Here is a 25,525-nt window from a genome sequence, read left to right on the forward strand (position 1 = left end):
GACGCTTCGGTGTTTCGTTGCACGGTCTTCGGTGGCCCTCACCCCAACCCCTCTCCCGCAAGCGGGAGAGGGGCTAAAGAGAACCGTCATCCCCGCGAAGGCGGGGACCCAGCGACGTTGCTCTGGTGCCCGTCATCCCCGCGAAGGCGGGAACCCAGCGACGTTGCTCTGGTGCCCGTCATCCCCGCGAAGGCGGGAACCCATGGACGTTGCTCCCGCACCCGGCCTTGCAACCAGGCGGTGAACGGCGGAACCAACAGTCAGTCAGCGCTCCAGCAGATCCAGCTTGCCCGGCTTGCCTTCCCATTCCTTGGCATCGGCCAGGGCATCCTTGCGCGTGGTGATGACCGGCCAGGCCTTGGACAGCTCGGCATTGAGGGCGACGAACGCCTCCTGTCCGGCCGGCACGTCGTCCTCGGGGTAGATCGCGTTGATCGGGCACTCCGGCTCGCACAGCGTGCAGTCGATGCACTCGTCCGGATCGATCACCAGGAAATTCGGGCCCTCGTGGAAGCAGTCGACCGGGCACACCTCGACGCAGTCGGTGTACTTGCACTTGATGCAGTTCTCGGTGACGACGAAGGGCATGGCGATGGTTCCGTGAAATGAAGGGCCCTGGCGGGCATTGCGTATTGTAGCGATTTGGGCGGAAACACCGCAGCTGCTCCAAATACTCTCCCTGTCCCTATCCCCATACCTTGCTGCCCCGTCATCCCGGCGAACGCCGGGATCCAGTCCGAAGGGTCACGCGGGAAGGGATGCTGCCGGTGAAGGCCTGGCAGGACACGTAGGCTCTGATGGGCTGCCAGCCTGGATCCCGGCGTTCGCCGGGATGACGTGCACCACAAAGAAAAAGCCCACGCATCGCTGCGCGGGCTTCGGAATTGGTACACCCTACGGGATTCGAACCCGTGTTGATGCCTTGAGAGGGCACCGTCCTAGGCCTCTAGACGAAGGGTGCAGATGAAGCGGGTTGAACGGGCCGTGTATCAGTCTGCCCCCCGGCGCGAGGCTCTCAACCCAGCGCGGCTTGCTAGTATATGCGGCGCCGCTGCCCCGGGCAATGGCCTCCCACACCCAAAATGGACTGCGGCAACGCCCGCTCGATGGAATCCGACAACCAAATCCAACTCAGGCTGCAAACCATTCCACGCGACCAGCACAATGTGTCGCGCCGGGATATCAGCCCCAATGCCCTGCGAGTGCTGTATCGCCTGCGCGAGGGTGGCTTCGACGCCTTCCTGGTCGGCGGCGCGGTCCGTGACCTGCTGATCGGCGGCCACCCCAAGGATTTCGACGTGGCCACCAACGCCACGCCGGAGGAGGTCAAGGGCCTGTTTCGCAACTGCCGGCTGATCGGCCGTCGCTTCCGGCTTGCCCACGTGGTCTACGGCCGCGAGATCATCGAGGTGGCGACGTTCCGCGCCAACACCGACGACGGCAGCGGCGACCGTGAGCTGCACGAGGGCGGACGCCTGCTGCGCGACAACGTCTACGGCACCATCGAGGACGACGCGGTCCGCCGCGACTTCACCGCCAACGCGCTGTATTACGCGATCGAGGATTTCTCGGTGCGCGACTACGTCGGTGGCTTCGAGGATGTGAGCAACCGCCTGATGCGCCTGATCGGCGACCCGGAGACGCGCTACCGCGAGGATCCGGTGCGGATGCTGCGCGCGGTGCGCCTGGCGGCCAAGCTCGATTTCGAGATCGAACCGGCAACTGCGGCGCCCATCCCGGTGCTGGCACCGCTGCTGCGCGAGTCCGCGCCGGCGCGCCTGTTCGAGGAGTGCCTGAAGCTGTTCCTGTCGGGCAATGCGGTCAAGAGTTTCCTCGGCCTGGAGCGCCACGGACTGTTGCCGGCGCTGCTGCCGGAGACCGCCGCGGCTCTGAAATCCAACCGCAGCGGCGCGCTGCGCAAGATGGTGCTGGAAGGGCTGAAGAACACCGACGCGCGCGTCGCCAACGACGAACCGGTCTCGCCTGCGTTCCTGTTCGCGCTGCTGCTGTGGCCGGCGTACTGCCGCGCGCTGATGGCGTTGCAGGCGCAGGGCATGCACACGGCCGAGGCGCAGCGCCGCGCCGCCGATCGCGTCACCGTGCACCAGCTCGAGACTATCGCGCTGCCGCGCCGCTTCTCGTTGCCGATGCAGGAGATCTGGCTGCTGCAGTCGCGTTTCTCGCTGCGCCAGCGCAAGCGCGTGTTCCGCACGCTCGCCCATCCGCGCTTCCGCGCCGCGTTCGATTTCCTCGGCCTGCGCCTGACCGCGTCGGACGAGCATGCCGAGGACGTCGCGTTCTGGCGCGAGGCGCAGGCGAATCCCGGCGATGCCGTGGCCATCGCCGAGCTGGAAACCGAGCGCGCCGCGCAGGCCGATGACGCGGAAGAGCCGCGCAAGCGTCGCCGCCGTCGCCGCAAGCCTGCCACCAATCAGGAATGAGGCGGGCAGGGCGGAGCCTCCGGCAATGACAGTCACGGCGTTCGTCGGCCTGGGCAGCAACCTGGGCGACAGCATTGCCGCCCTGCGCGCGGCCTTCGTCGCGCTGGCGGCGATCGACGGCACGCGCCTGTTGCAGGCCTCGCGCCTGTACCGCACGCCGGCGTGGGGCGTCACCGAGCAACCCGATTTCGTCAACGCCGTGGCGATGCTGGAAACGCAGCGCACGCCGCAGCAGCTGCTCGCCGACCTGCTCGCCATCGAGCGCGTGGCCGGTCGCGACCGCCGGGCCGATGGCAGCGATCGCTGGGGCCCGCGCACGCTAGACCTCGATCTGCTCCTGTACGGCGACGCGGTGATCAGCGAACCGGGCCTGCATGTCCCGCACCCGCACCTGCACGAGCGCGCCTTCGTGCTGGTGCCGCTGCTCGAAATCGCACCCGGCGCGGTCATCCCCGGCATCGGCCCGGCGCAGCAGGCGCTGGCGAAGATGGAACCGGAGGAGGTCGAGGCGGTAACGTATGCGGATTCTCTGAACGATCGCCCGTAGCCGCCCACTGGCTGGCTGCAGCCATTGCACCCCTCCCGGGTCCAACCCCGTGCCTCGCTAACCCGCGCCGACAACTGGTACCCCACGCCATGTACAGCGGAACCCCCAACGACAAGCCCTGGACCGTGCCGGCCCTGGCCGACGCCAAGCGCGACGGTCGCCGTCTGGTGATGCTGACCTGCTACGACGCCGGATTCGCCCGCACCATGGACGCCGCCGGCGTCGACCTGGTGCTGGTCGGCGATTCGCTCGGCATGGTGGTGCAGGGCCACGACAGCACGCTGCCGGTGACCACCGCCGACGTCGTCTACCACACCGCCTGCGTCGCCCGCGGCCTGGCTAGGGCGCTGCTGATTTCCGACCTGCCGTTCCAGTCCGACGCCACGCCCGAACGCGCGCTCGACGCCTCGGTGCAGCTGCTGCAGGCCGGCGCGGCGATGGTCAAGCTCGAGGGAGCCGGGCACAAGCTCGATGTCATCCGCTTCCTGGTCGAGCGCGAGATCCCGGTCTGCGCGCACCTGGGGCTGACGCCGCAGTCGGTGCTGCGCCTGGGCAGTTACAAGGTCCAGGGCCGCGACGAGGCCGCCGCGGCCCGCCTGCGCGCCGACGCGCGCGCCGTGGCCGAGGCCGGCGCCAGCCTGCTGGTGCTCGAATGCGTGCCTACGCCGGTGGCCGCGTCGATCACCGCCGACCTGACCATTCCCACCATCGGCATCGGTGCCGGCCCGCAATGCGATGGCCAGGTGCTGGTGCTGCACGATCTGCTTGGCGTCAACTCCGGCCATCGCCGGCCGCGCTTCGTCAAGGATTTCCTCGCCGAGGGCGGCTCGGTAGCGGGCGCTGTCCAATCTTTCGCCCAGGCCGTTCGCGACGGCAGCTTCCCGGATGCCGAACACTCCTATGCCTGACCGCCGCACTCCCGTCACTTCCGGCGCGCACGTCGCAAATCTTCGCAACGCAAGCTCCCGTAATGCGACCTCCCGCAAAGGCGCCATGATCGAGACCATCACCGACCTTGCCGCGCTGCGCGCGCGGGTGGCGCAGTGGCGACGCGAAGGATTGCGCGTCGCCCTGGTGCCGACCATGGGCAACCTGCACGAAGGCCACTACTCGCTGGTGCGACTGGCCCGCCAGCATGCCGATCGCGTCGTCACCAGTGTGTTCGTCAACCCGACCCAGTTCGGCCCGAACGAAGACTTCTCCCGCTACCCGCGCACGCCTGAAGCCGACGCGCTTGGGCTGGGAGTCGCAGGTTGCGATGCCATGTGGTTGCCGACGGTCGAGACGATGTATCCCTATGGCGTGGAGGCGACGGTTCGCGTGCAGGTGCCGGGCGTCAGCTCGACTCTGGAAGGCGCTCATCGCCCGGGGCATTTCGACGGCGTCGCCACCGTGGTCTCGCGCCTGTTCAACCAGGTCCAGCCGGACGTGGCCGTGTTCGGGCGCAAGGACTACCAGCAGCTGGCGGTGATCCGCTACATGGTCCGCGACCTGGCGTTCGCCATCGAGCTGGTCGGCGCCGACATCGTCCGCGAGGACAATGGCCTGGCGATGAGTTCGCGCAACCAGTACCTGTCTGTGGACGAGCGCCGCACTGCGGCGGCGATCCACCGCTGCCTGCTGGCCATGCGCGACGCAGTCGAGGCCGGCACGCCGCGCGCGGTGGTCGAGGCCGAGGCGGTCAAACGGTTGGAGGCGGACGGTTTCGTTCCTGACTACGCCGTGATCCGCCGCCCGGACCTGACCGAGCCGGCGGACGGTGAGGGCGGCGCCCGGGTCGCCCTGATCGCGGCCCGGCTGGGCCGGACGCGGCTGATCGACAACCTGGAGTGGTGAGTCCCTCGGGCCCAACCGTCGCCGGAACACTCCGTTCCCCGTTCCCGCCCCATCACGCCCCGTTCCCGCTTTCCGCTCTATGTTGCACCGCGCCATGCGCTGCTAGACTTGCGGTCTGACGCGTCCGCATGCCCGCGGCCGGAGCCACACACATGCAACTGAACGTACTCAAGGCCAAGATCCACCGCGCCACCGTGACCCACGCCGAGCTTCACTACGAAGGCTCGTGCGCGATCGACGGGCGCCTGCTCGACATCTCGGGTATCCGCGAGTACGAGCAGATCCACATCTACAACGTCAACAACGGCCAGCGCTTCGTCACCTACGCCATCCGCGGCGAAGAGGGCAGCGGGGTGATCTCGGTCAACGGTGCTGCCGCCCACTGTGCGCAGCCCGGCGACCTGGTGATCATCTGCGCCTACGGCGTGTGCGACGAAGCCGAGGCGGCCAAGTACAAGCCGACCCTGGTCTACGTCGACCGCCACAATGCGTTGACGCATACCAACCGCTCGATGCCGGCACAGGCAGCCTGACCTGCCCATGGATGCCGATGCCCGTCTGAGCCGTCTTCGCGCCCAGGCAGGGCGCGTCATCCAAACCCCGCTGAAGGACCTGGTCGCCGCAGACCCGGCGCGCGCGCAGCAGTTCGCCGTGCGCGTCGGTCCGGTCTACGCCAACTTCGCCCGCCAACACTACGACCGTGACGCGCTGGCGTCGCTGTTCGAACTGGCCGAGCAGGCCGGCGTGCGGCAGAAGCTGCAGGCGCAGTTCGATGGCGAGAAGATCAATGTCACCGAAGGCCGCAGCGTGCTGCACACCGCGCTGCGCGGCGACGTGTCGGCCGCGCCGGTGGCGCGCGCTGCGCACACGCAGGCGCTGGAAGCGCGCGCACGCATGCGTGCGCTGGTCGATGCACTGGCGGCCAGCGATGTCACCGACATCGTCAGCGTCGGCATCGGCGGCTCCGACCTCGGTCCGCGCCTGGCGGTCGATGCGCTGAGCGGCGCCGCGCCGGGGCGCTTTCGCGTCCACTTCCTGTCCAACGTCGACGGCCACGCCGCGCAGCGCGTGCTGGCGGGTCTCGATCCGCGTCGTACCGCCGCGGTGCTGATATCCAAGACCTTCGGCACCCAGGAGACGCTGCTCAACGGCGCGATCCTTCGTGACTGGCTGGGTGGAACCGAACGGCTGTATGCCGTGTCGGCCAACGTCGAGCGCGCCGCCGAAGCCTTCGCCATTCCGCCCGAGCGCATCCTGCCGATGTGGGACTGGGTGGGGGGTCGCTATTCGCTGTGGTCGGCGGTGGGTTTCCCGATCGCGCTGGCGATCGGCATGGACGCGTTCGAGGCGATGCTCGATGGCGCCTCGCAGATGGACGCGCACGTCCTGAACACGCCACTGCCGCAGAACCTGGCCGCGTGGCACGCGCTGACCGCGATCTGGAATCGCAATGGCCTGGGTTACGCCACGCAGGCCGTGCTCGCCTACGACGAGCGCCTCAAGCTGCTTTCGAACTACCTGCAGCAACTGGTGATGGAAAGCCTGGGCAAGTCGGTGCGCACCGACGGTTCCGCGGTCATGGTCGACACCGTGCCGGTGTGGTGGGGCGGTGCCGGCACCGACACCCAGCACAGCTTCTTCCAGGCATTGCACCAGGGCACCTCGATCGTGCCTTCGGATTTCATCGGCGTCGTCCGCTCGGATGCGCCGTACCCGGACAACCACCGCGCGCTGCAGGCCAACCTGCTGGCGCAGACCGAAGCCTTTGCCAATGGCCAGGCCAGCGACGATCCGGCGCGTGCCTATGCCGGCGGCCGGCCTAGCACGATGATCCTGCTCGACGCACTGACGCCGCAGGCCTTCGGCGCGCTGCTGGCGCTGTACGAGCACAGCGTTTACCTGCAGTCGGTGATCTGGGGCATCAACGCCTTCGATCAGTTCGGTGTGGAGCTGGGCAAGCAGGTGGCGAGCCGGTTGCTGCCGGCGCTGGCCGGCGAAGCGCAGGCGGACGATCAGGTGACGCGGGAGTTGCTGGCGCAACTGCGCTGACGCAACCCGTCATCCGCGCCATCACGTCGTCCCGGCGAACGCCGGGACCCAGGCCCGCAGCCTCTCCGCCTCGTCACCGTCATCCCGGCGAACGCCGGGACCCAGGCCCGCAGCCTCTCCGCCTTGTCACCGTCATCCCGGCGAACGCCGGGATCCATTTGCTGTTGCTTCTTCGCGGGCAAAGGCAACGTCACTGGGTCCCCGCCTTCGCGGGGATGACGGTGTGGGCGCGGGGATGACGGTGACGGGGCGGGGATAACGATAAGGCCGTTGCGGGACGACGGATCAACCTGCCTGATGCCGCCGCAACGCCCATTCGATATGTTCCCGCACCATCGGGCTGGCCGAGTCGCGTCGCGCCTTCAGCGCCGAGATCACCTCCGCGCTGCCGCGCGCATTCCCCAACGCAACGGCGATATTGCGCAGCCAGCGCTCATGCCCGCTGCGTCGTATCGCGGTGCCTTCGGTGCGCTGCAGAAACTCGGCCTCATCCCAGGCGAACAACTGCACCAGCGTCGCGTTGTCCAGATCGTTGCGGGCGCGGAAATCGGCCTCGTCGGTCCGCTTGGCGAATTTGTTCCAGGGACAGATCAGCTGGCAGTCGTCGCAGCCGAAGATCCGGTTGCCGATCGGCGCACGCAACTCTTCCGGTATCGAGCCTTCGTGCTCGATGGTGAGGTAGGCGATGCAGCGGCGCGCGTCGAGCCGGTAGGGTGCAACGATCGCCTGGGTCGGGCAGATGTCGATGCACTTGCGGCAGGTGCCGCAGTGCGCGCTGGCCGGGGTGTCGATCGGAAACGGCAGGTCGACGTAGATCTCGCCGATGAAAAAGAACGAGCCGCCATCCTTGTCGATCAGGCAGGTGTGCTTGCCGATCCAGCCCAGCCCGGCATTGCGCGCGAGCGCGCGTTCGAGCACCGGCGCCGAGTCGACGAAGACGCGGTGACCGAACGGGCCGACCTCCTCGGCGATGCGGTCGGCCAGGCGCTGCAGGCGCTGGCGCATCAGTTTGTGGTAATCGCGGCCGAGGGCGTAGCGGGCGACGTAGGCGCGCTCGCTGTCGTCCAGCGTCGCCCACGCTTCATCGCTGTCGCGGCCGTAGTCCAGTCCGACCGAGATCACCCGCACGGTGCCGGGATGCAGCTCGCCCGGGCGCGCGCGCAGTTCGCCGTGGCGGGCCATCCAGTCCATCGAGCCGTACAGGCCCTGCGCCAGCCAGTCGCGCAGGTGCGCTTCGTCCTGGCCCAGCTCGATATCGGTGATGCCGCAGCGCTGGAAGCCGAATTCGCGTGCCAACGAACGCACGCGCTGCGCCAGCGCGGCGTAGTCGGGCGTCGCGACGGGTGGGACGGTCGGCAGGGCGGTGCGGGGCTTCACGATGCACAAGTATAGAATCCCGTGATGCCGCACGATGACGCGCTCTTGGATAACGTGCCCTTCGCCGACGCGCTTTACGATGCCGCCGCGCTGCGCGCGGTCGAGGCGCGTGCGGCGCAGGCGCTGGGCGATCCCTTCGAGCTGATGCAGCGGGCCGGTCGGGCCGCCTGGCGCGAGTTGCTGGCGCACTGGCCGCAGGCGCAGCGGATCGTGATCGCCTGCGGGCCGGGCAACAACGGCGGCGACGGCTACGTGCTGGCGCGGCACGCGCGCCAGTCCGGTCGCCAGGTGCGGGTGGTGCATCTGCCCGGCCAGTCGCCGGGCGGCGAGCTGGCGCGGCGCGCGGCGCAGGATTACTTCGCTGTCGGCGGCGCGGTCGAACTGTTCGAAGGCACGCTGCCGCCGGCCGACGTGGCGGTCGACGCACTGTTCGGCATCGGACTGTCGCGTGAACCCGATGAAGCCACCCAGGCGCTGATCGTCGCGATCAACGCACACTCGGCGCCGGTGCTGGCGCTGGATGTTCCCAGTGGCATCGATGGCGACCGCGGTTGCGTGGTCGGCAGCGCGGTCATGGCCGCGCGCACCGTCGAGTTCATGGCAGGCAAGGCCGGACTGCGCACCGGTGCCGCGCTCGACCACGTCGGTGCACTGTCGCTGGCGACGCTGGACATGCCGGCCGAGTGGTTCGACGGGGTGGTTGCGCACGCGCAGCGACTGACGCCGATTGCCCTCGCGCGCTGGCTCGCGCCGCGCCGCCGCGACAGCCACAAGGGCAGCAACGGTCGCGTGCTGTGCGTGGGTGGCGAGCTCGGCAGTGGCGGCGCGATCATGCTGTGCGCGCACGCTGCGTTGCGCACCGGTGCCGGACTGGTCGAAGTGGCGACGCGCGCGCAGCATGTCGCGCCGTTGCTGGCACGCCTGCCGGAAGCAATGGTGCACGAAGTCACCGACGCGCAGTCGCTACAGTCGGCGCTCGATCGGGCCGATTCCATTGCACTGGGGCCGGGCCTCGGGCAACACGAGTGGGGACGCGGTCTCTACGAGCGTGCGGTTGCCAGCGCCAGGCCGTTGCTGCTCGATGCAGATGCGTTGAACCTGCTGGCGACGCATCCGTTCGCGCTGCCTGCCGATGCGGTGCTGACGCCGCATCCGGGCGAAGCCGCGCGCCTGCTCGGGATCAGCACCGCCGAGGTGCAACGCGATCGTTTCGCTGCTGCCAGGGCGTTGTGCGAACGCTATGCGTGCGTGGTTGTGCTCAAGGGCGCAGGCAGCATCGTGGCCGCCGCGCATGAATCGCCTCGCGTGATTGCCGCGGGTAATCCCGGAATGGCGGTCGGCGGCATGGGCGATGTGCTCAGTGGTGTCATCGCGGCCTTGCGTGCGCAAGGGCTTTCCGCGTTCGATGCGGCAAGCACGGGTGCGTTGTTGCATGCGGCGGCGGGCGATGCGGCCGCGCACGAAGGTGGCGAACGCGGACTGTTGCCAAGCGACCTCATGCCGTGGCTTCGCCACTTCGTCAATCCGGAACGTTGATGCATGTTGCAGGGGAGCGTGGCTGCGATGAATGAATTCCTGTTGGCCGATGCCGATGCGACCGACGCACTCGGCGCGATGCTTGCACACACGCGGCCAGCCGATGCAGTCGTGCACCTGCATGGCGATCTTGGCGCGGGCAAGTCGACGCTTGCGCGCGCAATGCTGCGCGCGTTGGGCGTGCACGGTGCGATTCGCAGCCCGACGTACACGCTGGTCGAGCGCTATCCACTCGCAGAAGGTGGAGAAGCGTGGCATCTGGACCTGTATCGCATCGCCGATGCAGGCGAACTCGAGTTCCTCGGTCTCGATGGTGCCGAGGTGCGCTTGTGGCTGGTCGAATGGCCCGAGCGCGGCGCAGGGGCGCTGCCGGCGGCGGACCTCACCGTGGACCTGGCCATGCACGGCACGGGCCGCCAGGCCCGCCTGCTGCCGGGTTCGGCGGTCGGGGAGGCGTGGCTGGGGCGCGTGGCCGTGGGCCATGAGGTTGCGTCCGACTCCTGAACGGTTTCACAGGAAAGTCCGGCAGGTCTTGGATTCGTAAGGGAAAAGTGCTTGCAAATTCATCGGCTCGGTGGTTGACTACCGGCCATGCGCGTAAAGGCCGCCACCGTCCAGAAGTTTCTGCTCGGCCTAGCGCTGCTCGCTGCCCTCGCCTGGAATCTGGCGCATGCCAGCGAAATCAAAGGTTTGGAGCTGAGCGCCGGAGCCACCGGCACCCGCGCCGAGATCGCCCTCGATGGCGCCGGCGAATTCAAGGTGATCAGCCTCAAGGGGCCCGACCGTCTGGTCGTGGACCTGCCGGCATCGACCCTGGCCCGCAATTTCCGGCTCCCCGCCAGCGCCGGCGTCGTCAAGTCCGTGCGCACTGGCGAGCCGGCCCCGGGCACCTCGCGCATCGTCTTCGACCTCTCGCAACCGGTGACGGTGCTCAAGCCGCGCATCGAGCAGGGCGGCAATGGTCCACGCCTGGTGCTGGAGTGGCCGGGAGATGGCGCCGAGCCGATCGAAGGCATTGCCACGGTCGCCGCGCCGGTTGCACCGGCGCCGTCGCCTGCCTCCACGTCCCCGATGCCGACCTCGCCGTCGCTGCCGGCTCCCACGGTGAGTGCGCCGTCCGGCGCCGTGACCACCGCGTCGGCCGTAGCGACCACGGCCGCGCAGGCGCCGTCGCCGGGCGAGGTCAGCGCTGCATCGTCCGAAGCCACGACCCGGTTGATCACGGCCATCGTTGCCGGTCGCGGCGGTGCCGCCGATGCGCCGGCCGCTGCAACGACCACCGCACCAGCGACCGCCGGCGTCGCAAAGGACCCTGAGCCGGCTCCGGTCGCTGCCGCGCCGTCGACGCAGGCAACCACGGTTGCCACCGGCGTGCCCACCCGGATCGCCACCGGCCAACCGACCCTGATGCCCGGAGCGTCGGCTGCGGCCAGCAACGCCCCGTCGGTGTCGACGATCGCACCCGCGCCCGGCCAGGCACCGGTCAAGACCATGAAGGACGTGATGCGTGGCCGCGGCATGCGTCCGCTGGTCATCGCCATCGATGCCGGTCACGGCGGCCAGGACCCCGGCGCGCTCGGCCCCTCGGGCAAGCGCGAGAAGGACGTCACCCTGGCCATCGCCCGCGAACTGGCGCGGCAGATCAACGCCACTCCGGGCCTGAAGGCGCACCTGGTGCGCGACACCGACGTGTTCATCCCGCTGCCGCGACGCGCGCAGTTGGCGCGCCAGGCCAAGGCCGACATGTTCATCTCGATCCACGCCGACGCCGCCGAAAACCGCTCTGCCAAGGGTTCGTCGGTGTACGTGCTCTCGCTCAAGGGCGCGTCCTCGCAACGTGCGCGCTGGCTGGCCGACAAGGAAAATGCCTCCGACCTGATCGGTGGCGTGCGCCTGGAGCAGACCAGCAACACCCTGGCCTCGGTGCTGCTCGACCTGACCCAGAGTGGCCACATGAAGGCCTCCGAAGATGCCGCCGGGCACGTCCTGGACGGCCTCAAGCGCGTCGGCAGCAACCACAAGCCGCATATCGAGCGCGCCAACTTCGCCGTGCTGCGCACCTCGGACATGCCGGCGATGCTGGTCGAGACCGCCTTCATCTCCAACCCGGACGAAGAGCGCCGGCTGACCGACCCGGCCCACCAGCGCAACCTGGCCCGCGCGGTGCTCGATGGCGTCAATACCTATTTCACCCGCCAGCCGCCGCCGGGAACGCTGTACGCCGCGCGCGCCGATGCCACCTACGTGTCTGCCGACGCGGGTGCCGGTGGCGGCAGCCCGTAGGAGCGAGCTTGCTCGCGATAGGCTGCCGGCTACGGTGGTCGCGAGCAAGCTCGCTCCTACGACGATGCACCCCCGGAAGTGTCGCCGCGTCGGCTATCATCACACCCGACTATTCCGACGACGCAGGACTGCGTCGCCCACGCCGTGACGATCCGCCAACTCCCCGACACCCTCATCAACCAGATCGCGGCCGGCGAGGTCATCGAGCGCCCGGCGTCCGTGGTCAAGGAGCTGGTGGAGAATGCGCTCGATGCCGGCGCGCGCCGCATCGACATCGACCTGGAAGAGGGCGGCGTCCGCCTGATCCGCATCCGCGATGACGGCGGCGGCATCGCCGCCGACGAGCTGCCGCTGGCGATCCAGCGCCATGCCACCAGCAAGATCGCCTCGCTCGACGACCTCGAAGGCGTCGCCACGCTCGGTTTCCGTGGCGAGGCGTTGCCGTCGATCGCCTCGGTGAGTCGCTTCGCCCTGACCTCGCGCCGCATCGGCAACGACCACGCGGCAACGCTGGACGTCGAAGGCGGGCGCATCGGCGCGATCGTGCCCAAGCCGCATCCGCAAGGCACCACGGTCGAGGTCCGCGACCTGTTCTTCAACGTGCCAGCGCGTCGCAAGTTCCTCAAGGCCGAGCGCACCGAGCTGGGCCACATCGAGGAATGGCTGCGGCAGCTGGCACTGGCGCGCCCGGATGTCGAACTGCGCGTCTCACACAACGGCAAGCCGTCGCGGCGCTGGAAGGGCGAGGGCGATCTGCTCTCGGAAGTGCGCCTGCACGAAGCGCTGGGCGAGGAGTTCGCGCGCAACGCGCTGCGCGTCGACCACGCCGGCGGTGCACACACGGAGGGCTCGGGCCACGGCCTGCGCCTGCACGGTTGGATCGCCCAGCCGGCCTACAACCGCGCCAGCGCCGACCAGCAGTACCTGTACGTCAACGGCCGCGCCGTGCGCGACCGCAGCATCGCCCATGCGATCAAGCAGGCGTATGCCGACGTGCTGTTCCATGGCCGCCAGCCGGCGTACGTGCTGTTCCTCGAACTCGACCCGCGCCGCGTCGACGTCAACGTGCATCCGGCCAAACACGAGGTCCGCTTCCGCGACGCGCGCCTGATCCACGATTTCGTCTATCGCACGCTGCAAAGCGCATTGGCCGAGACCCGTGCCGGCACGACCGCGATCGGGTCCGGCGCTCCGATGGGAGGGGCTCCAGCCCCGAACTGGGCGACGGCAATGCCTGTCGGGGCTGAAGCCCTTCCCACAGGTGCTTCGCCCGCCTTCTGGCGCCAGGAGCAGTCGCCGCTGCCGATGCAGGTCGCCGAGGCGCGCTCTGGCTATGCCGCGCTGTACGGCTCGGCGCAACAGGCATTCACCCCTTCCGCATCGATGCCGATGCCGCACAGTGGCGACGCCACGCTGCCGCCGCTGGGCTATGCGATCGCGCAGTTGCACGGCATCTACGTGCTGGCCGAAACCGCCGAAGGCCTGATCGTCGTCGACATGCACGCCGCCCACGAGCGCATCGGTTACGAGAAGCTCAAGAGCGCGCACGACGGCGAAGGCCTGCGCACCCAGCCGCTGCTGGTGCCGGCGACGCTGGCGGTGTCCGAGCGCGAGGCCGAGGTGGCCGAGCGCGAGGGCGAGACGCTGGCTGCACTCGGTTTCGAAGTGACCCGCAGTGGCCCGCAGTCGCTGACGCTGCGCAGCGTTCCTGCCTTGCTGGCCCATGGCGATGTCGAAGCGCTGTTGCGCGACGTCCTGGCCGACCTGCGCGAGCACGGCGAATCCAGGCGCGTGGCCGCCGCCCGCGACGAACTGCTGGCGACGATGGCCTGCCATGGCGCGGTGCGCGCCAACCGGCGCCTGAGCCTGCCGGAAATGAATGCCCTGCTGCGCGAGATGGAAGCCACCGAGCGCTCGGGCCAGTGCAACCATGGCCGCCCGACCTGGGCGCGCTTCACCCTTCCCGAAATCGATCGCTGGTTCCTGCGAGGACGTTGAATGTCGGCATTTGCGAAAGGCGTGACTACGAAAGGCGTGACGATGAGAAGCTTGCTGATCCTGGCCGTGCTTGCGGCCGCCACCGCCTGCAGCAAGCCGGCCGAAGACACCGGCAAGGCGGCGCAGGAGCAGGCCACCGAAGTAGCGTTCGCGCGCGACCTGGAATTGTGGCGCGGCCAGCGCGTGGCCGACCTGACCCGGCCCGATGGCTGGACCAGCGTCGTCGGCCTGCACTGGATCGACCCGGGTCCACACTACGTCGGCTCCTCGGCCGGCAACGGCATCACGCTGTCGGTAGGGCCTTCGCACCTGGGCATGATCGACCTGGGCAAGGGCGGGCTGCGCTTCGTGCCGGAGAAGGGCCTGGCGATGACCCTCGACGGCCAGCCGCTGCAGGGCGCCACCGAGTTGCGCGCCGACGATTCGCCGACCGGGCCGAGCGTGCTCGCGTTCGACGAGGGCAAGGGCCTGGTCACGGTGATCAAGCGTGGCGACCGTTATGCATTGCGGGTCAAGCACGCCGATGCCCCTGGTCGCACCGGTTTCCGCGGCCTGGAGTACTGGCCGGCCAGCACCGGCTGGAAGGTCGACGCGCGCTTCGTGCCGCATCCGCCGGGGAAGACCCTGCCGATCGTCAACATCATCGGCACCACCGAAGAAGTGCCCAACCCTGGCGCGCTCGAGTTCGAGCGCGACGGCAAGCAGTACCGGCTGGAAGCGCTCGACGAAGGCGAGGACACGCTGTTCCTGGTGTTCGCCGACCGCACCAGCGGCCATGGCAGCTATCCGGCCGGCCGTTTCCTCGACGCACCCAAGCCGGGCGCCGATGCGCGCGTGATGCTCGACTTCAACCAGGCCTACAACCCGCCGTGCGCGTTCACCGCGTTCGCGACCTGTCCGCTGCCGCCGACGGAGAATCGACTCGACCTGCTGGTCGACGCCGGCGAGAAGACCTACGCGCACGCTGCACCCTGATCTCATCCTCAACCCCTCAACCTCGCGCCCGAAAGCCGAAGGACACCGTTCCGATGCGTCGCCTGAAGATGTTCTGCCTGACCCTGCTGGCTGCCGCCGGACTGGCTTCGGTAGCGCTCGCCGTCGAACGCGTGGCCGTGCCCGAGCGCGCGCCGCAGCCGCCGGCAGGGGCGGTCAAGGCGCCACCGCTGCCGCTGCTGTGGAAGATCTCCGACGCCGACAACTCGGTGTACCTGCTTGGTTCGTTCCATCTGCTCAAGGGCGACGACTACCCGCTGTCGCCCGACATCGACGCCGTCTTCGCCGCCTCCGACAAGGTCGTGTTCGAAGTTCCGCCCGAGCAGATGCTCGATCCGGCGATGCCGCAGAAGTTCCTGACCGCTGCCGGCTACAGCGATGGCCGCACGCTCACCCAGGTGCTGCCGGCGGCGCTGCGCGAGAAGTTCGCCCGCATCCTCGCCCAGCGCGGTGCTTCGATTGCCCAGTTCGATGCCTACGAGCCGTGGTTCATCAACCTGTCGCTGATGCTGGGGATGTCGCAGCAGCTCGGTTTCAGTCCCGAGAAGGGCATGGACCAGTACCTGATGCAGCGCGCGGCGGCCGCCAACAAGCCGACCTCGGGCCTGGAGTCGATCGATACCCAGTTGCAGGTGCTCGACGCCTCGCCGATGGACGAGCAGATCGTCTCGCTGAAGGAGTTCCTCGACAAGCCGCTGGAGATGCCGGGCATGCTCGGCGACGTGCATTCGGCCTGGCGCGACGGCGACGTCGCCCGTCTCGACAAGCTCACCCGCGAGGAGATGCGCGACAAGACCCCGCAGACCTACCGGATGGTGAATGTCGAGCGCAACCAGGCGTGGCTGCCGCAGATCCAGGGGATGCTCGACAACGCGAAGAAGGGCGACACCCTGGTCGTGGTCGGCGCGCTGCACCTGCTCGGCGACGACGGCATCGTCGGCAAGCTGCGCGAGAAGGGCTACAAGGTCGAGCGCGTGTGCTCGGCATGCAGCGAGCAGCAACTGCAGGCGCAATAAGCCTTTCGTAGGAGCGAGCTTGCTCGCGAACAGGCGTTGCAGTTGCTGACGCGGCATTCGCGAGCAAGCTCGCTCCTACAGCGTTGCCGACGCCACCAGCTCGATGCAGTCCACCGGGCAGGCCGGCACGCACAGCTCGCAGCCGGTGCACAGCGGCTCGATGACGGTATGCATGTGCTTGGACGCGCCGATGATCGCGTCCACGGGGCAGGCCTGGATGCACTTGGTGCAGCCGATGCAGTCGGCCTCCACGATCACCGCGACCTGCGCCGGCTTGTGTTCGCCGCGCGTGCGGTCGTAGGGCCTCGCCGCCACGCCCAGCAACCGTGCCAACGCGTGTGCGCCAGCGTCGCCCCCGGGCGGGCAGCGATCGACATCGGCTTCGCCCGCGGCCATCGCTTCGGCGTAGGGGCGGCAGCCGGCGAACCCGCACTGACCGCATTGGGTCTGCGGCAGGATGCGGTCGAGACGCTCGGTCAGGTCGACGTTCATGGCGTTGTGTAGGAGCGAGCTTGCTCGCGAATAGCGTGTCACTGACTGTAACGCCTGTTCGCGAGCAAGCTCGCTCCTACACGAGGGGGCTTAGCGGACCGGCATTCCCGGTTCGGCGCCGCCGTCGGTGTCGAGCAGGAACAGCGAGCCGCCGTCGAAGCCGGCCGACAGGATCATGCCCTCGCTGATGCCGAAGCGCATCTTGCGCGGGGCGAGGTTGGCGATGAACACCACGCTGCGGCCGACCAGCTTCTCCGGTTCGCCATAGGAACCGCGGATGCCAGAGAAGATCTGGCGCTTGCCCAGCTCGCCGGCATCGAGTTCGAAGCGCAGCAGCTTGTCGGAGCCGTCGACGAACTCGCACGCCAGCACCTTGCCGACGCGCAGGTCGAGCCTGGCGAAGTCGTCGATGCCGATGTGTTCGCTCCCTCTCCCGCTTGCGGGAGAGGGCTGGGGTGAGGGCGCGGCGGCTGCAGCCTTCACCGGAGCCACAGGAGCCTGGGCAGCGTTGGCGTTCTCGGGGCTCTGCGATTCTTTGTTCAGCGATTCTTTCGAGGCGTCGATCATGTGTTCGATGTGCTTGGGGTCGATTCGGGTGAACAGCGGCGTGTAGTTGCCGATGCGGTGCGCGAGCAGCGGCGATTCGAGATCGTTCCACTGCGCGACGGGCGCGGCCAGAAACACCTCGGCCTGCGCGGTCACGCGCGGCAACACCGGCTTGAGCGCGGCGTTGAGGACGCGGAACAGGTTCAGGCCCTGCGTGCACACCGACTGCAACTGCGCGTCGGCGCCTTCCTGCTTGGCCAGTACCCACGGCTTGTGCTCGTCGATGTACTTGTTGGCTTCGTCGGCCAGGGCCATGGTCAGGCGCACGGCGGTGGCGGCCTCGTTGCGCGCGTAGGCCTCGGCGATCGGCGCCAGCTGCGCGACAAAATGCGCGTACATCGCCGGATCGGGCAGGGCCTCGGCCAGCCGGCCTTCGAACCGCTTCTCGATGAATCCGGCGCAACGGCTGGCGAGGTTGACGAACTTGCCGACCACGTCGGCATTCACGCGCGCGGTGAAATCGGCCAGGTTGAGGTCGAGGTCGTCGACGCCGCCGCTGGTCTTGGTCGCGTAGTAGTAGCGCAACGCCTCCGGATCCAGGCCGGCATCGAGGTAGGTGCGCGCCATCACGAACGTGCCGCGCGACTTCGACATCTTGGCGCCGTCGACCATCAGGTAGCCATTGACGTGCAGGCGGGTCGGCGCGCGGAAGCCGGCGCCGTGCAGCACCGCCGGCCAGAACAGGCCGTGGAAGTTGACGATGTCCTTGCCGATGAAATGGTGCAGCTCGGCCTTGCTGTCGCGCGTGAGGTACGACCAGAAATCCAGGCCCTCGCGCTCGCACAGCGCCTGGAAGCTCGACAGGTAACCGATCGGCGCGTCGAGCCAGACATACAGGAACTTGCCCGGGTGGCCGGGGATCTGGAAGCCGAAGTAGGGCGCGTCGCGGGAGATGTCCCATGCGCGCAGGCCGCCCTCTGCGTCCAGCCATTCCTGCAGCTTGGCCTTGACGCCGGGCATGGCGACATCGCCGGACAGCCACTCGCGCAGGAACGCATCGAACTGGCCGACCTCGAAGAAGAAGTGCTCGGATTCGCGCAGTTCCGGCGTCGCGCCGCTGACCACCGAACGCGGCTCCTTCAGCTCGCTCGGCGAATAGGTCGCCCCGCAGTTCTCGCAGTTGTCGCCGTACTGGTCCGGCGTGCCGCAGTTGGGGCAGATGCCCTTGACGTAGCGGTCGGGCAGGAACATGCCCTTGACCGGGTCGTACAACTGCTCGACCGAACGCCGGCTGATGTGGCCGTTGTTGTCGAGCTTGGCGTAGATCGCCTCGGTCAACGCGCGGTTGCGCGGCGAGTTGGTCGAGTCGTAGTGATCGAAGGCCACGCCGAACTCGGCGAAGTCACGCTCGTGGCTGGCCTGCATGCCGGCGATGAAGGCTTCCGGCGACTGCCCGGCCTTTTCGGCGGCGAGCATGATCGGCGTGCCGTGGGTGTCGTCGGCGCAGACATACCAGGCCTTGTGGCCGGCCATGCGCTGCGCGCGGCACCAGATATCGGCCTGTGTGTAGCCGACCAGATGGCCCAGGTGCAGGTGCCCGTTGGCATAGGGCAGGGCGCAGGAAACGACGAACTCGCGGGACATGGGGGGCCGGGACGCGTAAAGAGCGGGGGATTATCGCATGCGTCCACCGCCACTCCCTTCTCCCGCTTGCGGGAGAAGGTGCCCGAAGGGCGGATGAGGGTGCTCTTAATGCTCTGCGCGAAGCCAACCGTCACCCCAACCCCTCTCCGCCTGCGGGAGAGGGGCTACAGCAATTACTTGCGCACCCAGGTCTGCGTACGACCCAGCAGCGAGAAGCCCATGAAGCCGCGGACTTCCAGCTTCTGGCCGCCGTCGGTCGGCGTGACCTTCACCGAATAGATCTTGCCGCTGGCCGGGTCGAGGATCTGGCCGCCTTCCCAGGTCTCGCCGTCCTGCTTGATGCCCCAAAGGATCACCATGCCCTTGACCGGCTTGTCCTTGCGATCGCCCGAACACTTGTCGCACACGGGGTTCGGGCCGCGGTCGGACTGCAGGATCTCGGTGACGCGACCGGCAAGGCTGCCGTCCTTGGCCTGGTAGATCTCGACAATGGACTTGGGCTTCTGGGTCTTGTCGTCGATGGTGGTCCAATGGCCGACCGGCACCGGCGTCTGTGCAGACGCGGCGGTCGACAGCAGGCTCAACGGCAGTGCAGTCAGGAACAGCAGGGCAAGCAACTTCGTACGCATGAGTCCCCTCCCAGGGATGTATTCGGCAAGGCCCGCACCGGAGCGCGGTTGCGGACCTTTATACCGCATCCGCAGGCGTACGGACCGGACGTCGAGGGCGCTTTGGCAATGACCCGATGTGGCGGCATCGCGGCCATCGTGGACGGGTTCCGGTGTCCCTGACGCTGTCATTCCGGGGCGAGCTCGCAATAGCACGTAACATGGCGGCCCCGGGCAATGCCGCATCGAAGAAAGATCAAGGTCGCTGTCGTGAGTGAGTCCCTGCAAGCCGTTGTTCCCGTTCTCGCCGCCCTCCGCCTGCCCGACACCGAGGTCACGCTGGGCGAAACCGGCGCCCGCATCCGCGCCGTCGAGGCCGAAGGTCGGGTCGTCGTCGAAATCGCCGCCGGATTCCCCTGCCTCGCGCTGCGGCCGTGGCTGGAAGGCGAGGTCGCCGCGGCCGTCACCGCGGCAGGCCGCCAGCTGGCACGGCTGGAACTGCACTCGCGCATCGTCTCGCATGCCGTGCAGCCCAACGTCACGCCGATGCCGAGCGTGCGCAACCTGATCGCCATAGGTTCCGGCAAGGGCGGTGTCGGCAAGTCGACCACCGCCGTCAACCTGGCCCTGGCCCTGGCTGCCGAAGGTGCCCGCGTGGGCGTGCTCGATGCCGACATCTACGGTCCCAGCATCCCGACCATGCTCGGCCTGTCCGGGCGCCCTGACAGCCCCGACGGCAAGTCCATCGAACCGATGCGCGCGCACGGGGTGGAAGCGATGTCGATCGGCCTGCTGGTCGAGCAGGACACGCCGATGATCTGGCGCGGCCCGATGGCGACCTCGGCGCTGACGCAACTGCTCAATGAAACCCGCTGGGGCGAGCTCGACTACCTGATCGTCGACCTGCCGCCGGGCACAGGCGACATCCAGCTGACCCTGGCGCAGAAGATTCCGGTCGCCGGCGCGGTCATCGTCACCACGCCGCAGGACGTGGCCACGCTGGACGCGCGCAAGGCGCTGAAGATGTTCGAGAAGGTGCAGGTGCCGGTGCTGGGCCTGGTCGAGAACATGGCGGTGCATGTGTGCTCCAACTGCGGCCACGCCGAGCACGTATTCGGCGAGGGCGGCGGCCAGCGCATGGCGGCCCAGTACGGCGTACCGCTGCTGGGCAGCCTGCCGCTGGAGATCGCGATCCGCGAACAGGGCGACGCCGGCGTGCCGGTGGTTGCCGCGGCCCCGGACAGTGCCGCGGCCCACGCTTATCGCATCACCGCCCGTCGCATTGCAGTGGAGCTGGCCAGGCGCCCGCAGGTGGCCACGCCGCTGTCGGTGTCGCTGCTCTAGATCGTCTTCCCGGCGAATGCCGGGACCCAGGCTGGCTGCCCCTCAGGCCCCTCGCAGTCGTCCCGGCGTTCGCCGGGATGGCGGGGCCGGGGTAAGGCGCAGGATCGCCGGCGCGGGTCCTCTACAATCCCCTTTCCCTACCCACAGGCCCGCCCTCCCGCATGAGCATCAAGTCCGACCGTTGGATCCGTCGCATGGCCGAGCAGCACGGCATGATCGAGCCGTTCGAGCCGGGCCAGGTCAAGACCGCCGCCGACGGCCACCGCATCGTCAGCTACGGCACGTCCAGCTACGGCTACGACGTGCGCTGCTCGCGCGAGTTCAAGGTCTTCACCAACATCAACTCGACGATCGTCGACCCGAAGCATTTCGACAGCGGCAGCTTCGTCGACATCGAAAGCGACGTGTGCATCATTCCGCCGAACTCCTTCGCACTGGCGCGCACGGTCGAGTACTTCCGCATCCCGCGCGACACGCTGGTGGTGTGCCTGGGCAAGAGCACGTACGCGCGCTGCGGCATCATCGTCAACGTCACGCCGCTGGAGCCGGAATGGGAAGGCCACGTGACCCTGGAATTCAGCAACACCACGCCGCTGCCGGCGCGCATCTATGCCAACGAAGGCGTGGCGCAGATGCTGTTCTTCCAGTCCGACGAAGTCTGCGAGACCTCGTACAAGGACCGTGGCGGCAAGTACCAGGGCCAGGTCGGCGTCACGCTGCCGCGCACCTGAGGCTTGCCCTCACCACAAAGGCTTGCCCTCACCCCAACCCCTCTCCCGCAAGCGGGAGAGGGGCTAACGCATTGCCTTGAGCCCCTCTCCCGCTTGCGGGAGAGGGGTTGGGGTGAGGGCAGCCGTGGCCCTCAGCGCCGCACGTAGGTGACGAAAAACCCCTGCAGGTCGCCGTTCTCGGTGTAACCCACCACGCTTTGCACCTGGTAACCATTGCTGTTGAACGCGCGATGGGCCTGGTTGAGCTCGCTGGCCGAGCCGTTCTTGCGCGCGCCCAGGTCGACATCGACGTACAGGCTCACGGTCTGCTGGCCGTTCTGGGCGAATTCGGCCGCCTTCTTGTCGTATTGGGACTGCGTGGCGGCCAGCGCCAGGGCAGGGGTGATCAGGCACGCGGCCAGCAGGGCAGCGACAACGGTCTTGCGCATCAGGGTGTCCTTCAGTGGGTGGTGCCCGCGGCCAGGCGGACATCGTGTTCGACAGTCAACGCGGTGGCGACCGCCAGGCGCAGGGCCTGGCTCACCACCGACGGCGGCAGACTCGGCGCGCCCGGGTGTCGCGCAGCCTGCGCGGGAGCATACGGAATGTGGATGAAACCGCCACGGACGCCGTGCACAGTTCGCAACGCGTGCATCAGCCCGTAGAACACGTGGTTGCAGACGTAGGTTCCGGCCGTCTGCGAAACCTCGGCCGGGATGCCGGCCGCGCGCAGCGTCGACAGCATCGCCTTGATCGGCAGGTCGCTGAAGTACGCGGCCGGGCCGCCGGCGACCACCGCCTCGTCGATCGGCTGCGCGCCGGCGTTGTCGGCAATGCGGGCATCGTCGACGTTGATGGCCACGCGCTCGAGCGCGATCTGCGCGCGGCCGCCGGCCTGGCCGACGCAGATCGCCAGCACCGGTGCGGTCTCGTCGAGCGCGCGGCGCAAGGATTGCAGCGAAGCACCGAACTCCACGGGCAGGCAGCGCGTGGCGATGCGGTGGCCGAGGATCTGCTCGCCATCGAGCGCGGACACGGCCTCCCAGCTTGGATTGCTGTCTTCGCCGCCGAACGGGGCGAAGCCGGTGAGCAGGACGGTGGGGATCGAGGCTGTCATGGGGATACCGTCATTCCCGCGCAGGCGGGAACCCAGTGTCTTTCGGTTTGCGCCAAACCCGCAACAGGCAACGACGCTGGGTTCCCGCCTGCGCGGGAATGACGGGAGCAAGGTTCACTTGAATGCCAACCAGTACATCAGCACCAGATTGACCAGCATCAACGGCACCGCCGTCGCAATCTGCACCCGGATCACCGCATTGGGATCATCGAGTTCCAGCAGCGCCGCCGGCACCAGGTTGAAGTTGGCCGCCATCGGCGTCATCAGCGTCCCGCAATAGCCGGTCAGCATGCCCAGCGCGCCGAGGATCGCCGGTTCCGCGCCATGCTGCTGGATGAGCAGCGGCAGGCCGATGCCGGCGGTCATCACCGGGAACGCGGCGAAGGCATTGCCCATGATCATCGTGAACACCACCATGCCCAGCCCATAGGCCAGCACGCAGGCCACTCGGCTGTCGGAGGGAATCACCGCCGACACGATCGACGCCACCGCCTCGCCGACGCCGCTGGCGGCGAACACGCCACCGAGCGTGGCCAGCACCAGCGGCAGCAGCGCCGCCCAGCCCATCGTGTCGAGCAGGCGGCGGCCTTCGCTGGCGGCGCGGATCGGCCGCTCGCGCGTCACCACGACAGCGGCCAAGGCCGACAGCACGCAGGCAAGCGCCAGCCCGATCAGGGTGATGCTGCCCTCGCCGAACAACGGCGTGCCGAATATGACGATGTACTTGCCGAACAGCACGATCAGCACCGTGATCACAGGGATCAGCAGCGCCGGCACGAACAGGCGATGGCCCAGGCGCAACGCCGAGGCTTGGCGCTGCGCTTCGGGCGCTTCGGCGATGTGTTCGCGGCGCATCCGCGTGGCCAGCAGCGCCAGCACGATGACGGCTGCGCCGGCCAGCTGCGAGGGCAGGGGATTGCCAGCCTTGCTGGCCGTCAGCACCAGCTTGCCGCTGGCGAACAACACGCCCAGCAATGACCAGAACGCGGCATGGGCATAGCGACCCTCACGCAGGTTGCTGCCGCCCGCGAAGAACAGGAACAGCGCCAGCAAGATGTAGAAATGTTCAATCGACAGCATGGTTGCTTTCCGCGCGGCCGGCCGTCGAACCCATCCGGCGTGCAAGGCCGCGCTGGAAGAAGACGATGCGCACGGCGTGGATCACGAACGCGGCGATCGCGGTCGGGATCGCCCACAGTGCGATCTGCAGCGGCTCCAGGGTGATGCCGTGCTCGGCGTAGAAGCCCTGGATCAGCAGCACCGCGCCGAAGGCGAGGAACACGTCCTCGCCGAAGAAGCGGCCGACGTTGTCGGTCGCGGCAGCCAGGGCATGCACGCGCTGGATTTCCTCGCGCGGCAGCGTGCCATGCTCCTGCAGGCCGGGGGTGCGGTTGGCCGCCGATTCCGACATCGGTGCCAGCAGCGGGCGCACGGTCTGGGCGTGGCCGGCGATGTCGATCAGGCCGAGCGTGCTCAGCCCCTGGCGCACGCCGAGGTAAACGATCAGCAGTCGCGCCAGGGTCAGTCCGCGCCAGCGCGCGATCCACTGCAGGGCGTGTTCGCGGAGCCCGGCGCGTTCGAGCAGGCCGATGGTCGGCAATGTCATCGCGAACATCAGCAGGGCGCGATTGGAGATGAAGCTGTCGCCAATCACGGCCAGCAGCTCGGGCATCGACTTGCCTGCCGCCAGGCCGCTGACCAGTCCGGCACTGACGACCACGATCACCGGGTTGGCACGCAGGACGAAGCCGACGACGACCCAGGCGACGCCGAGGAGGGGCCAGTAGTTCATCGCGATTCCTTCATTCCGATCCTCTCAACCCGATCCTCTCAACTCGATCCCCGCCAACCCGTTCCCGCACCCCGTCCCGCACCCCGTTCCCGCACTCCGTCATTCCCGCACTCCGTCATTCCCGCGAAGGCGGGAACCCAGTGTCTTCGTGCTTTCCCGGGAGAGGCAAAGTCGCTGGGTTCCCGCCTTCGCGGGAATGACGGGGTGGAAGTGATTTGCAGGTCCACGGCGGTATCGGCCTTCATTGGCTCAGGGCCGTGACAGGCGCGACGACAATCCCATCCGCCTCCAGCGCATCGCGCACCGCCCGCGCGAACAATGCCGCATCGCTGCGGTCACCATGCAGGCAAAGCGTATCCGCGCGCAGCGCCACGATGCTGCCGTCATCGGCGACCACTTCGCCGCGCATCGCCAGCCGCTGCACCTGCACGATCGCCGCATCGAGCGATTCGATCACCGCGCCCTTGCTGCCGCGCGGAAGCAGGCGGCCGCGGCGGTCGTAGCCGCGTTCTGCGAACACTTCGTGTGCGACGCGCAGCCCTAGCGCGCTGCCGGCATCGGTCAGCGCCGAGCCGGACAGGCCGAACAGCACCAGCGCGGGGTCGAACGCCTTGACGGTTTCGGCAATCGCATCGGCGACACCACGATCGTCGGCTGCGACGTTGTAGAGTGCGCCGTGCGGCTTGACGTGGGTCAGGCGCACGCCTTCCTCGCGGGCAATCGCTGCCAGGCGCCCGATCTGCGCACGCACCGCCTGCGCGATGTCGGCAGGCGGCAGCGTCAGGGCGCGCCGGCCGAAATGCTCGCGATCGTCGAACGAGGGATGCGCGCCTGCCGCCACGCCGTGCGTGCGGCACAGGCGCAGCGTCGCGCGCATCGTCGCCTCGTCGCCGGCATGGCCGCCGCAGGCGATGTTGGCCGAACTGACCAGCGGCAGGATCGCCGCGTCGTCGCCGCAGCCTTCGCCGAGATCGCAGTTGAAGTCGATATGCCTGCTGCTCACGTCATGGCCGGATGCGACCTCAGCCGCGCTTGAACAGCATTCCCAGGCCGACCACGATCAGGATCGCCGGCCACCAGGTCATCAGCATCCGACCCAGGCTCATGTCGGTGTAGCCAAGGTTGTTGAGCAGGAAGAGGGTACCGATCACGACCAGCACCAGCGCGCCGACGACATTGGATTTCATGGGATTCCG

General features: G+C 68.3%; 25 protein-coding genes and 1 tRNA gene. 14 read left to right on the forward strand and 12 right to left on the reverse strand.

Annotation, left to right across the window (positions count from 1 at the left end; genetic code table 11):
* Positions 1 to 264 precede the first annotated feature (264 nt).
* Both fdxA and AC3A3X_RS04320 read right to left on the reverse strand, forming a co-directional pair.
* Entirely contained in the window at positions 265 to 588 is a 324-nt protein-coding gene (gene fdxA / locus AC3A3X_RS04315; protein ID WP_487581821.1) for a ferredoxin FdxA, read from the reverse strand.
* Positions 589 to 885: 297 nt separating this feature from the next.
* Positions 886 to 961 (reverse strand) — tRNA-Glu (locus tag AC3A3X_RS04320).
* A gap of 121 nt (positions 962 to 1,082) precedes the next feature.
* On the opposite strand from AC3A3X_RS04320, the gene pcnB reads away from it, so the two are divergent.
* The 6 genes from pcnB to pgi all read left to right on the forward strand — a co-directional run bounded on the left by pcnB (position 1,083) and on the right by pgi (position 6,873).
* Complete coding sequence (gene pcnB, locus AC3A3X_RS04325) at positions 1,083 to 2,441, forward strand: polynucleotide adenylyltransferase PcnB (protein WP_487581822.1); 1,359 nt, start codon at positions 1,083 to 1,085, stop codon at positions 2,439 to 2,441.
* 25 nt (positions 2,442 to 2,466) lie between these two features.
* Positions 2,467 to 2,988, forward strand: coding sequence for a 2-amino-4-hydroxy-6-hydroxymethyldihydropteridine diphosphokinase (gene folK / locus AC3A3X_RS04330; RefSeq protein WP_487581823.1), 522 nt, complete (start codon positions 2,467 to 2,469; stop codon positions 2,986 to 2,988).
* 89 nt (positions 2,989 to 3,077) lie between these two features.
* Positions 3,078 to 3,896: a 3-methyl-2-oxobutanoate hydroxymethyltransferase gene (gene panB, locus AC3A3X_RS04335; RefSeq protein WP_487581824.1), complete on the forward strand. Its 819-nt coding sequence runs from the start codon at positions 3,078 to 3,080 to the stop codon at positions 3,894 to 3,896.
* 85 nt (positions 3,897 to 3,981) lie between these two features.
* The gene (gene panC / locus AC3A3X_RS04340; RefSeq protein ID WP_487581825.1) at positions 3,982 to 4,824 is read left to right on the forward strand and encodes a pantoate--beta-alanine ligase; all 843 of its coding nucleotides are present in this window, start codon (positions 3,982 to 3,984) and stop codon (positions 4,822 to 4,824) included.
* A 152-nt stretch (positions 4,825 to 4,976) separates the two neighbouring features.
* On the forward strand, positions 4,977 to 5,357 hold the full coding sequence (gene panD, locus AC3A3X_RS04345) for an aspartate 1-decarboxylase (RefSeq protein ID WP_158730628.1): 381 nt from the start codon (positions 4,977 to 4,979) through the stop codon (positions 5,355 to 5,357).
* A 7-nt stretch (positions 5,358 to 5,364) separates the two neighbouring features.
* Positions 5,365 to 6,873 (forward strand): glucose-6-phosphate isomerase, encoded by a 1,509-nt coding sequence (pgi, locus tag AC3A3X_RS04350; RefSeq protein ID WP_487581826.1) that lies wholly within the window; start codon positions 5,365 to 5,367, stop codon positions 6,871 to 6,873.
* Between the two features lie 285 nt (positions 6,874 to 7,158).
* Here pgi and queG read toward each other — a convergent pair whose 3' ends face one another.
* The gene (queG, locus tag AC3A3X_RS04355) at positions 7,159 to 8,232 is read right to left on the reverse strand and encodes a tRNA epoxyqueuosine(34) reductase QueG (RefSeq protein ID WP_487581996.1); all 1,074 of its coding nucleotides are present in this window, start codon (positions 8,230 to 8,232) and stop codon (positions 7,159 to 7,161) included.
* 42 nt (positions 8,233 to 8,274) lie between these two features.
* Here queG and AC3A3X_RS04360 point away from each other — a divergent pair, with 42 nt between their 5' ends.
* The 6 genes from AC3A3X_RS04360 (at position 8,275) to AC3A3X_RS04385 (ending at position 16,076) form a co-directional block, all read left to right on the forward strand.
* Complete coding sequence (locus AC3A3X_RS04360; protein WP_487581827.1) at positions 8,275 to 9,786, forward strand: NAD(P)H-hydrate dehydratase; 1,512 nt, start codon at positions 8,275 to 8,277, stop codon at positions 9,784 to 9,786.
* A gap of 27 nt (positions 9,787 to 9,813) precedes the next feature.
* On the forward strand, positions 9,814 to 10,290 hold the full coding sequence (gene tsaE / locus AC3A3X_RS04365; protein ID WP_487581828.1) for a tRNA (adenosine(37)-N6)-threonylcarbamoyltransferase complex ATPase subunit type 1 TsaE: 477 nt from the start codon (positions 9,814 to 9,816) through the stop codon (positions 10,288 to 10,290).
* An 87-nt stretch (positions 10,291 to 10,377) separates the two neighbouring features.
* Positions 10,378 to 12,069, forward strand: coding sequence for an N-acetylmuramoyl-L-alanine amidase (locus tag AC3A3X_RS04370; RefSeq protein ID WP_487581829.1), 1,692 nt, complete (start codon positions 10,378 to 10,380; stop codon positions 12,067 to 12,069).
* Positions 12,070 to 12,213: 144 nt separating this feature from the next.
* Complete coding sequence (gene mutL, locus AC3A3X_RS04375; RefSeq protein WP_487581830.1) at positions 12,214 to 14,067, forward strand: DNA mismatch repair endonuclease MutL; 1,854 nt, start codon at positions 12,214 to 12,216, stop codon at positions 14,065 to 14,067.
* Between the two features lie 42 nt (positions 14,068 to 14,109).
* Positions 14,110 to 15,042: a DUF1684 domain-containing protein gene (locus tag AC3A3X_RS04380; RefSeq protein ID WP_487581831.1), complete on the forward strand. Its 933-nt coding sequence runs from the start codon at positions 14,110 to 14,112 to the stop codon at positions 15,040 to 15,042.
* 53 nt (positions 15,043 to 15,095) lie between these two features.
* Positions 15,096 to 16,076, forward strand: coding sequence for a TraB/GumN family protein (locus tag AC3A3X_RS04385; RefSeq protein ID WP_487581832.1), 981 nt, complete (start codon positions 15,096 to 15,098; stop codon positions 16,074 to 16,076).
* A 75-nt stretch (positions 16,077 to 16,151) separates the two neighbouring features.
* Here the strand turns inward: AC3A3X_RS04385 and rnfB are convergent, their stop codons facing one another.
* From rnfB to AC3A3X_RS04400, 3 genes are all read right to left on the reverse strand, one after another.
* On the reverse strand, positions 16,152 to 16,568 hold the full coding sequence (gene rnfB, locus AC3A3X_RS04390; RefSeq protein ID WP_487581833.1) for an Rnf electron transport complex subunit RnfB: 417 nt from the start codon (positions 16,566 to 16,568) through the stop codon (positions 16,152 to 16,154).
* A gap of 90 nt (positions 16,569 to 16,658) precedes the next feature.
* A complete protein-coding gene (gene metG, locus AC3A3X_RS04395) occupies positions 16,659 to 18,758 on the reverse strand; it encodes a methionine--tRNA ligase (protein ID WP_487581834.1) in 2,100 nt (699 codons plus the stop codon).
* Positions 18,759 to 18,931: 173 nt separating this feature from the next.
* On the reverse strand, positions 18,932 to 19,387 hold the full coding sequence (locus tag AC3A3X_RS04400) for a DUF2147 domain-containing protein (protein WP_487581835.1): 456 nt from the start codon (positions 19,385 to 19,387) through the stop codon (positions 18,932 to 18,934).
* A 249-nt stretch (positions 19,388 to 19,636) separates the two neighbouring features.
* Here AC3A3X_RS04400 and apbC point away from each other — a divergent pair, with 249 nt between their 5' ends.
* Together apbC and dcd are read left to right on the forward strand one after the other, a co-directional pair.
* Complete coding sequence (gene apbC / locus AC3A3X_RS04405; protein ID WP_487581836.1) at positions 19,637 to 20,710, forward strand: iron-sulfur cluster carrier protein ApbC; 1,074 nt, start codon at positions 19,637 to 19,639, stop codon at positions 20,708 to 20,710.
* 161 nt (positions 20,711 to 20,871) lie between these two features.
* A complete protein-coding gene (gene dcd, locus AC3A3X_RS04410; RefSeq protein ID WP_158730638.1) occupies positions 20,872 to 21,441 on the forward strand; it encodes a dCTP deaminase in 570 nt (189 codons plus the stop codon).
* Positions 21,442 to 21,572: 131 nt separating this feature from the next.
* On the opposite strand, the gene AC3A3X_RS04415 is transcribed toward dcd, so the two are convergent.
* From AC3A3X_RS04415 to AC3A3X_RS04440, 6 genes are all read right to left on the reverse strand, one after another.
* Positions 21,573 to 21,869, reverse strand: a complete 297-nt coding sequence (locus AC3A3X_RS04415; RefSeq protein WP_487581837.1) for a hypothetical protein — start codon at positions 21,867 to 21,869, stop codon at positions 21,573 to 21,575.
* Positions 21,870 to 21,880: 11 nt separating this feature from the next.
* Positions 21,881 to 22,537, reverse strand: coding sequence for a pyroglutamyl-peptidase I (gene pcp, locus AC3A3X_RS04420; protein WP_487581838.1), 657 nt, complete (start codon positions 22,535 to 22,537; stop codon positions 21,881 to 21,883).
* A gap of 114 nt (positions 22,538 to 22,651) precedes the next feature.
* A complete protein-coding gene (locus AC3A3X_RS04425) occupies positions 22,652 to 23,617 on the reverse strand; it encodes a DUF979 domain-containing protein (RefSeq protein ID WP_487581839.1) in 966 nt (321 codons plus the stop codon).
* Complete coding sequence (locus tag AC3A3X_RS04430; RefSeq protein WP_487581840.1) at positions 23,604 to 24,329, reverse strand: DUF969 domain-containing protein; 726 nt, start codon at positions 24,327 to 24,329, stop codon at positions 23,604 to 23,606. The genes AC3A3X_RS04425 and AC3A3X_RS04430 overlap by 14 nt, the downstream gene beginning before the upstream one ends.
* Before the next feature lie 241 nt (positions 24,330 to 24,570).
* Entirely contained in the window at positions 24,571 to 25,332 is a 762-nt protein-coding gene (locus AC3A3X_RS04435; RefSeq protein WP_487581841.1) for a 5-oxoprolinase subunit PxpA, read from the reverse strand.
* Between the two features lie 19 nt (positions 25,333 to 25,351).
* The gene (locus AC3A3X_RS04440; RefSeq protein ID WP_199253068.1) at positions 25,352 to 25,516 is read right to left on the reverse strand and encodes a LiaI-LiaF-like domain-containing protein; all 165 of its coding nucleotides are present in this window, start codon (positions 25,514 to 25,516) and stop codon (positions 25,352 to 25,354) included.
* Positions 25,517 to 25,525 lie beyond the last annotated feature (9 nt).

The sequence above is a fragment of the Lysobacter sp. Soil_N_23 genome, from assembly GCF_057656135.1.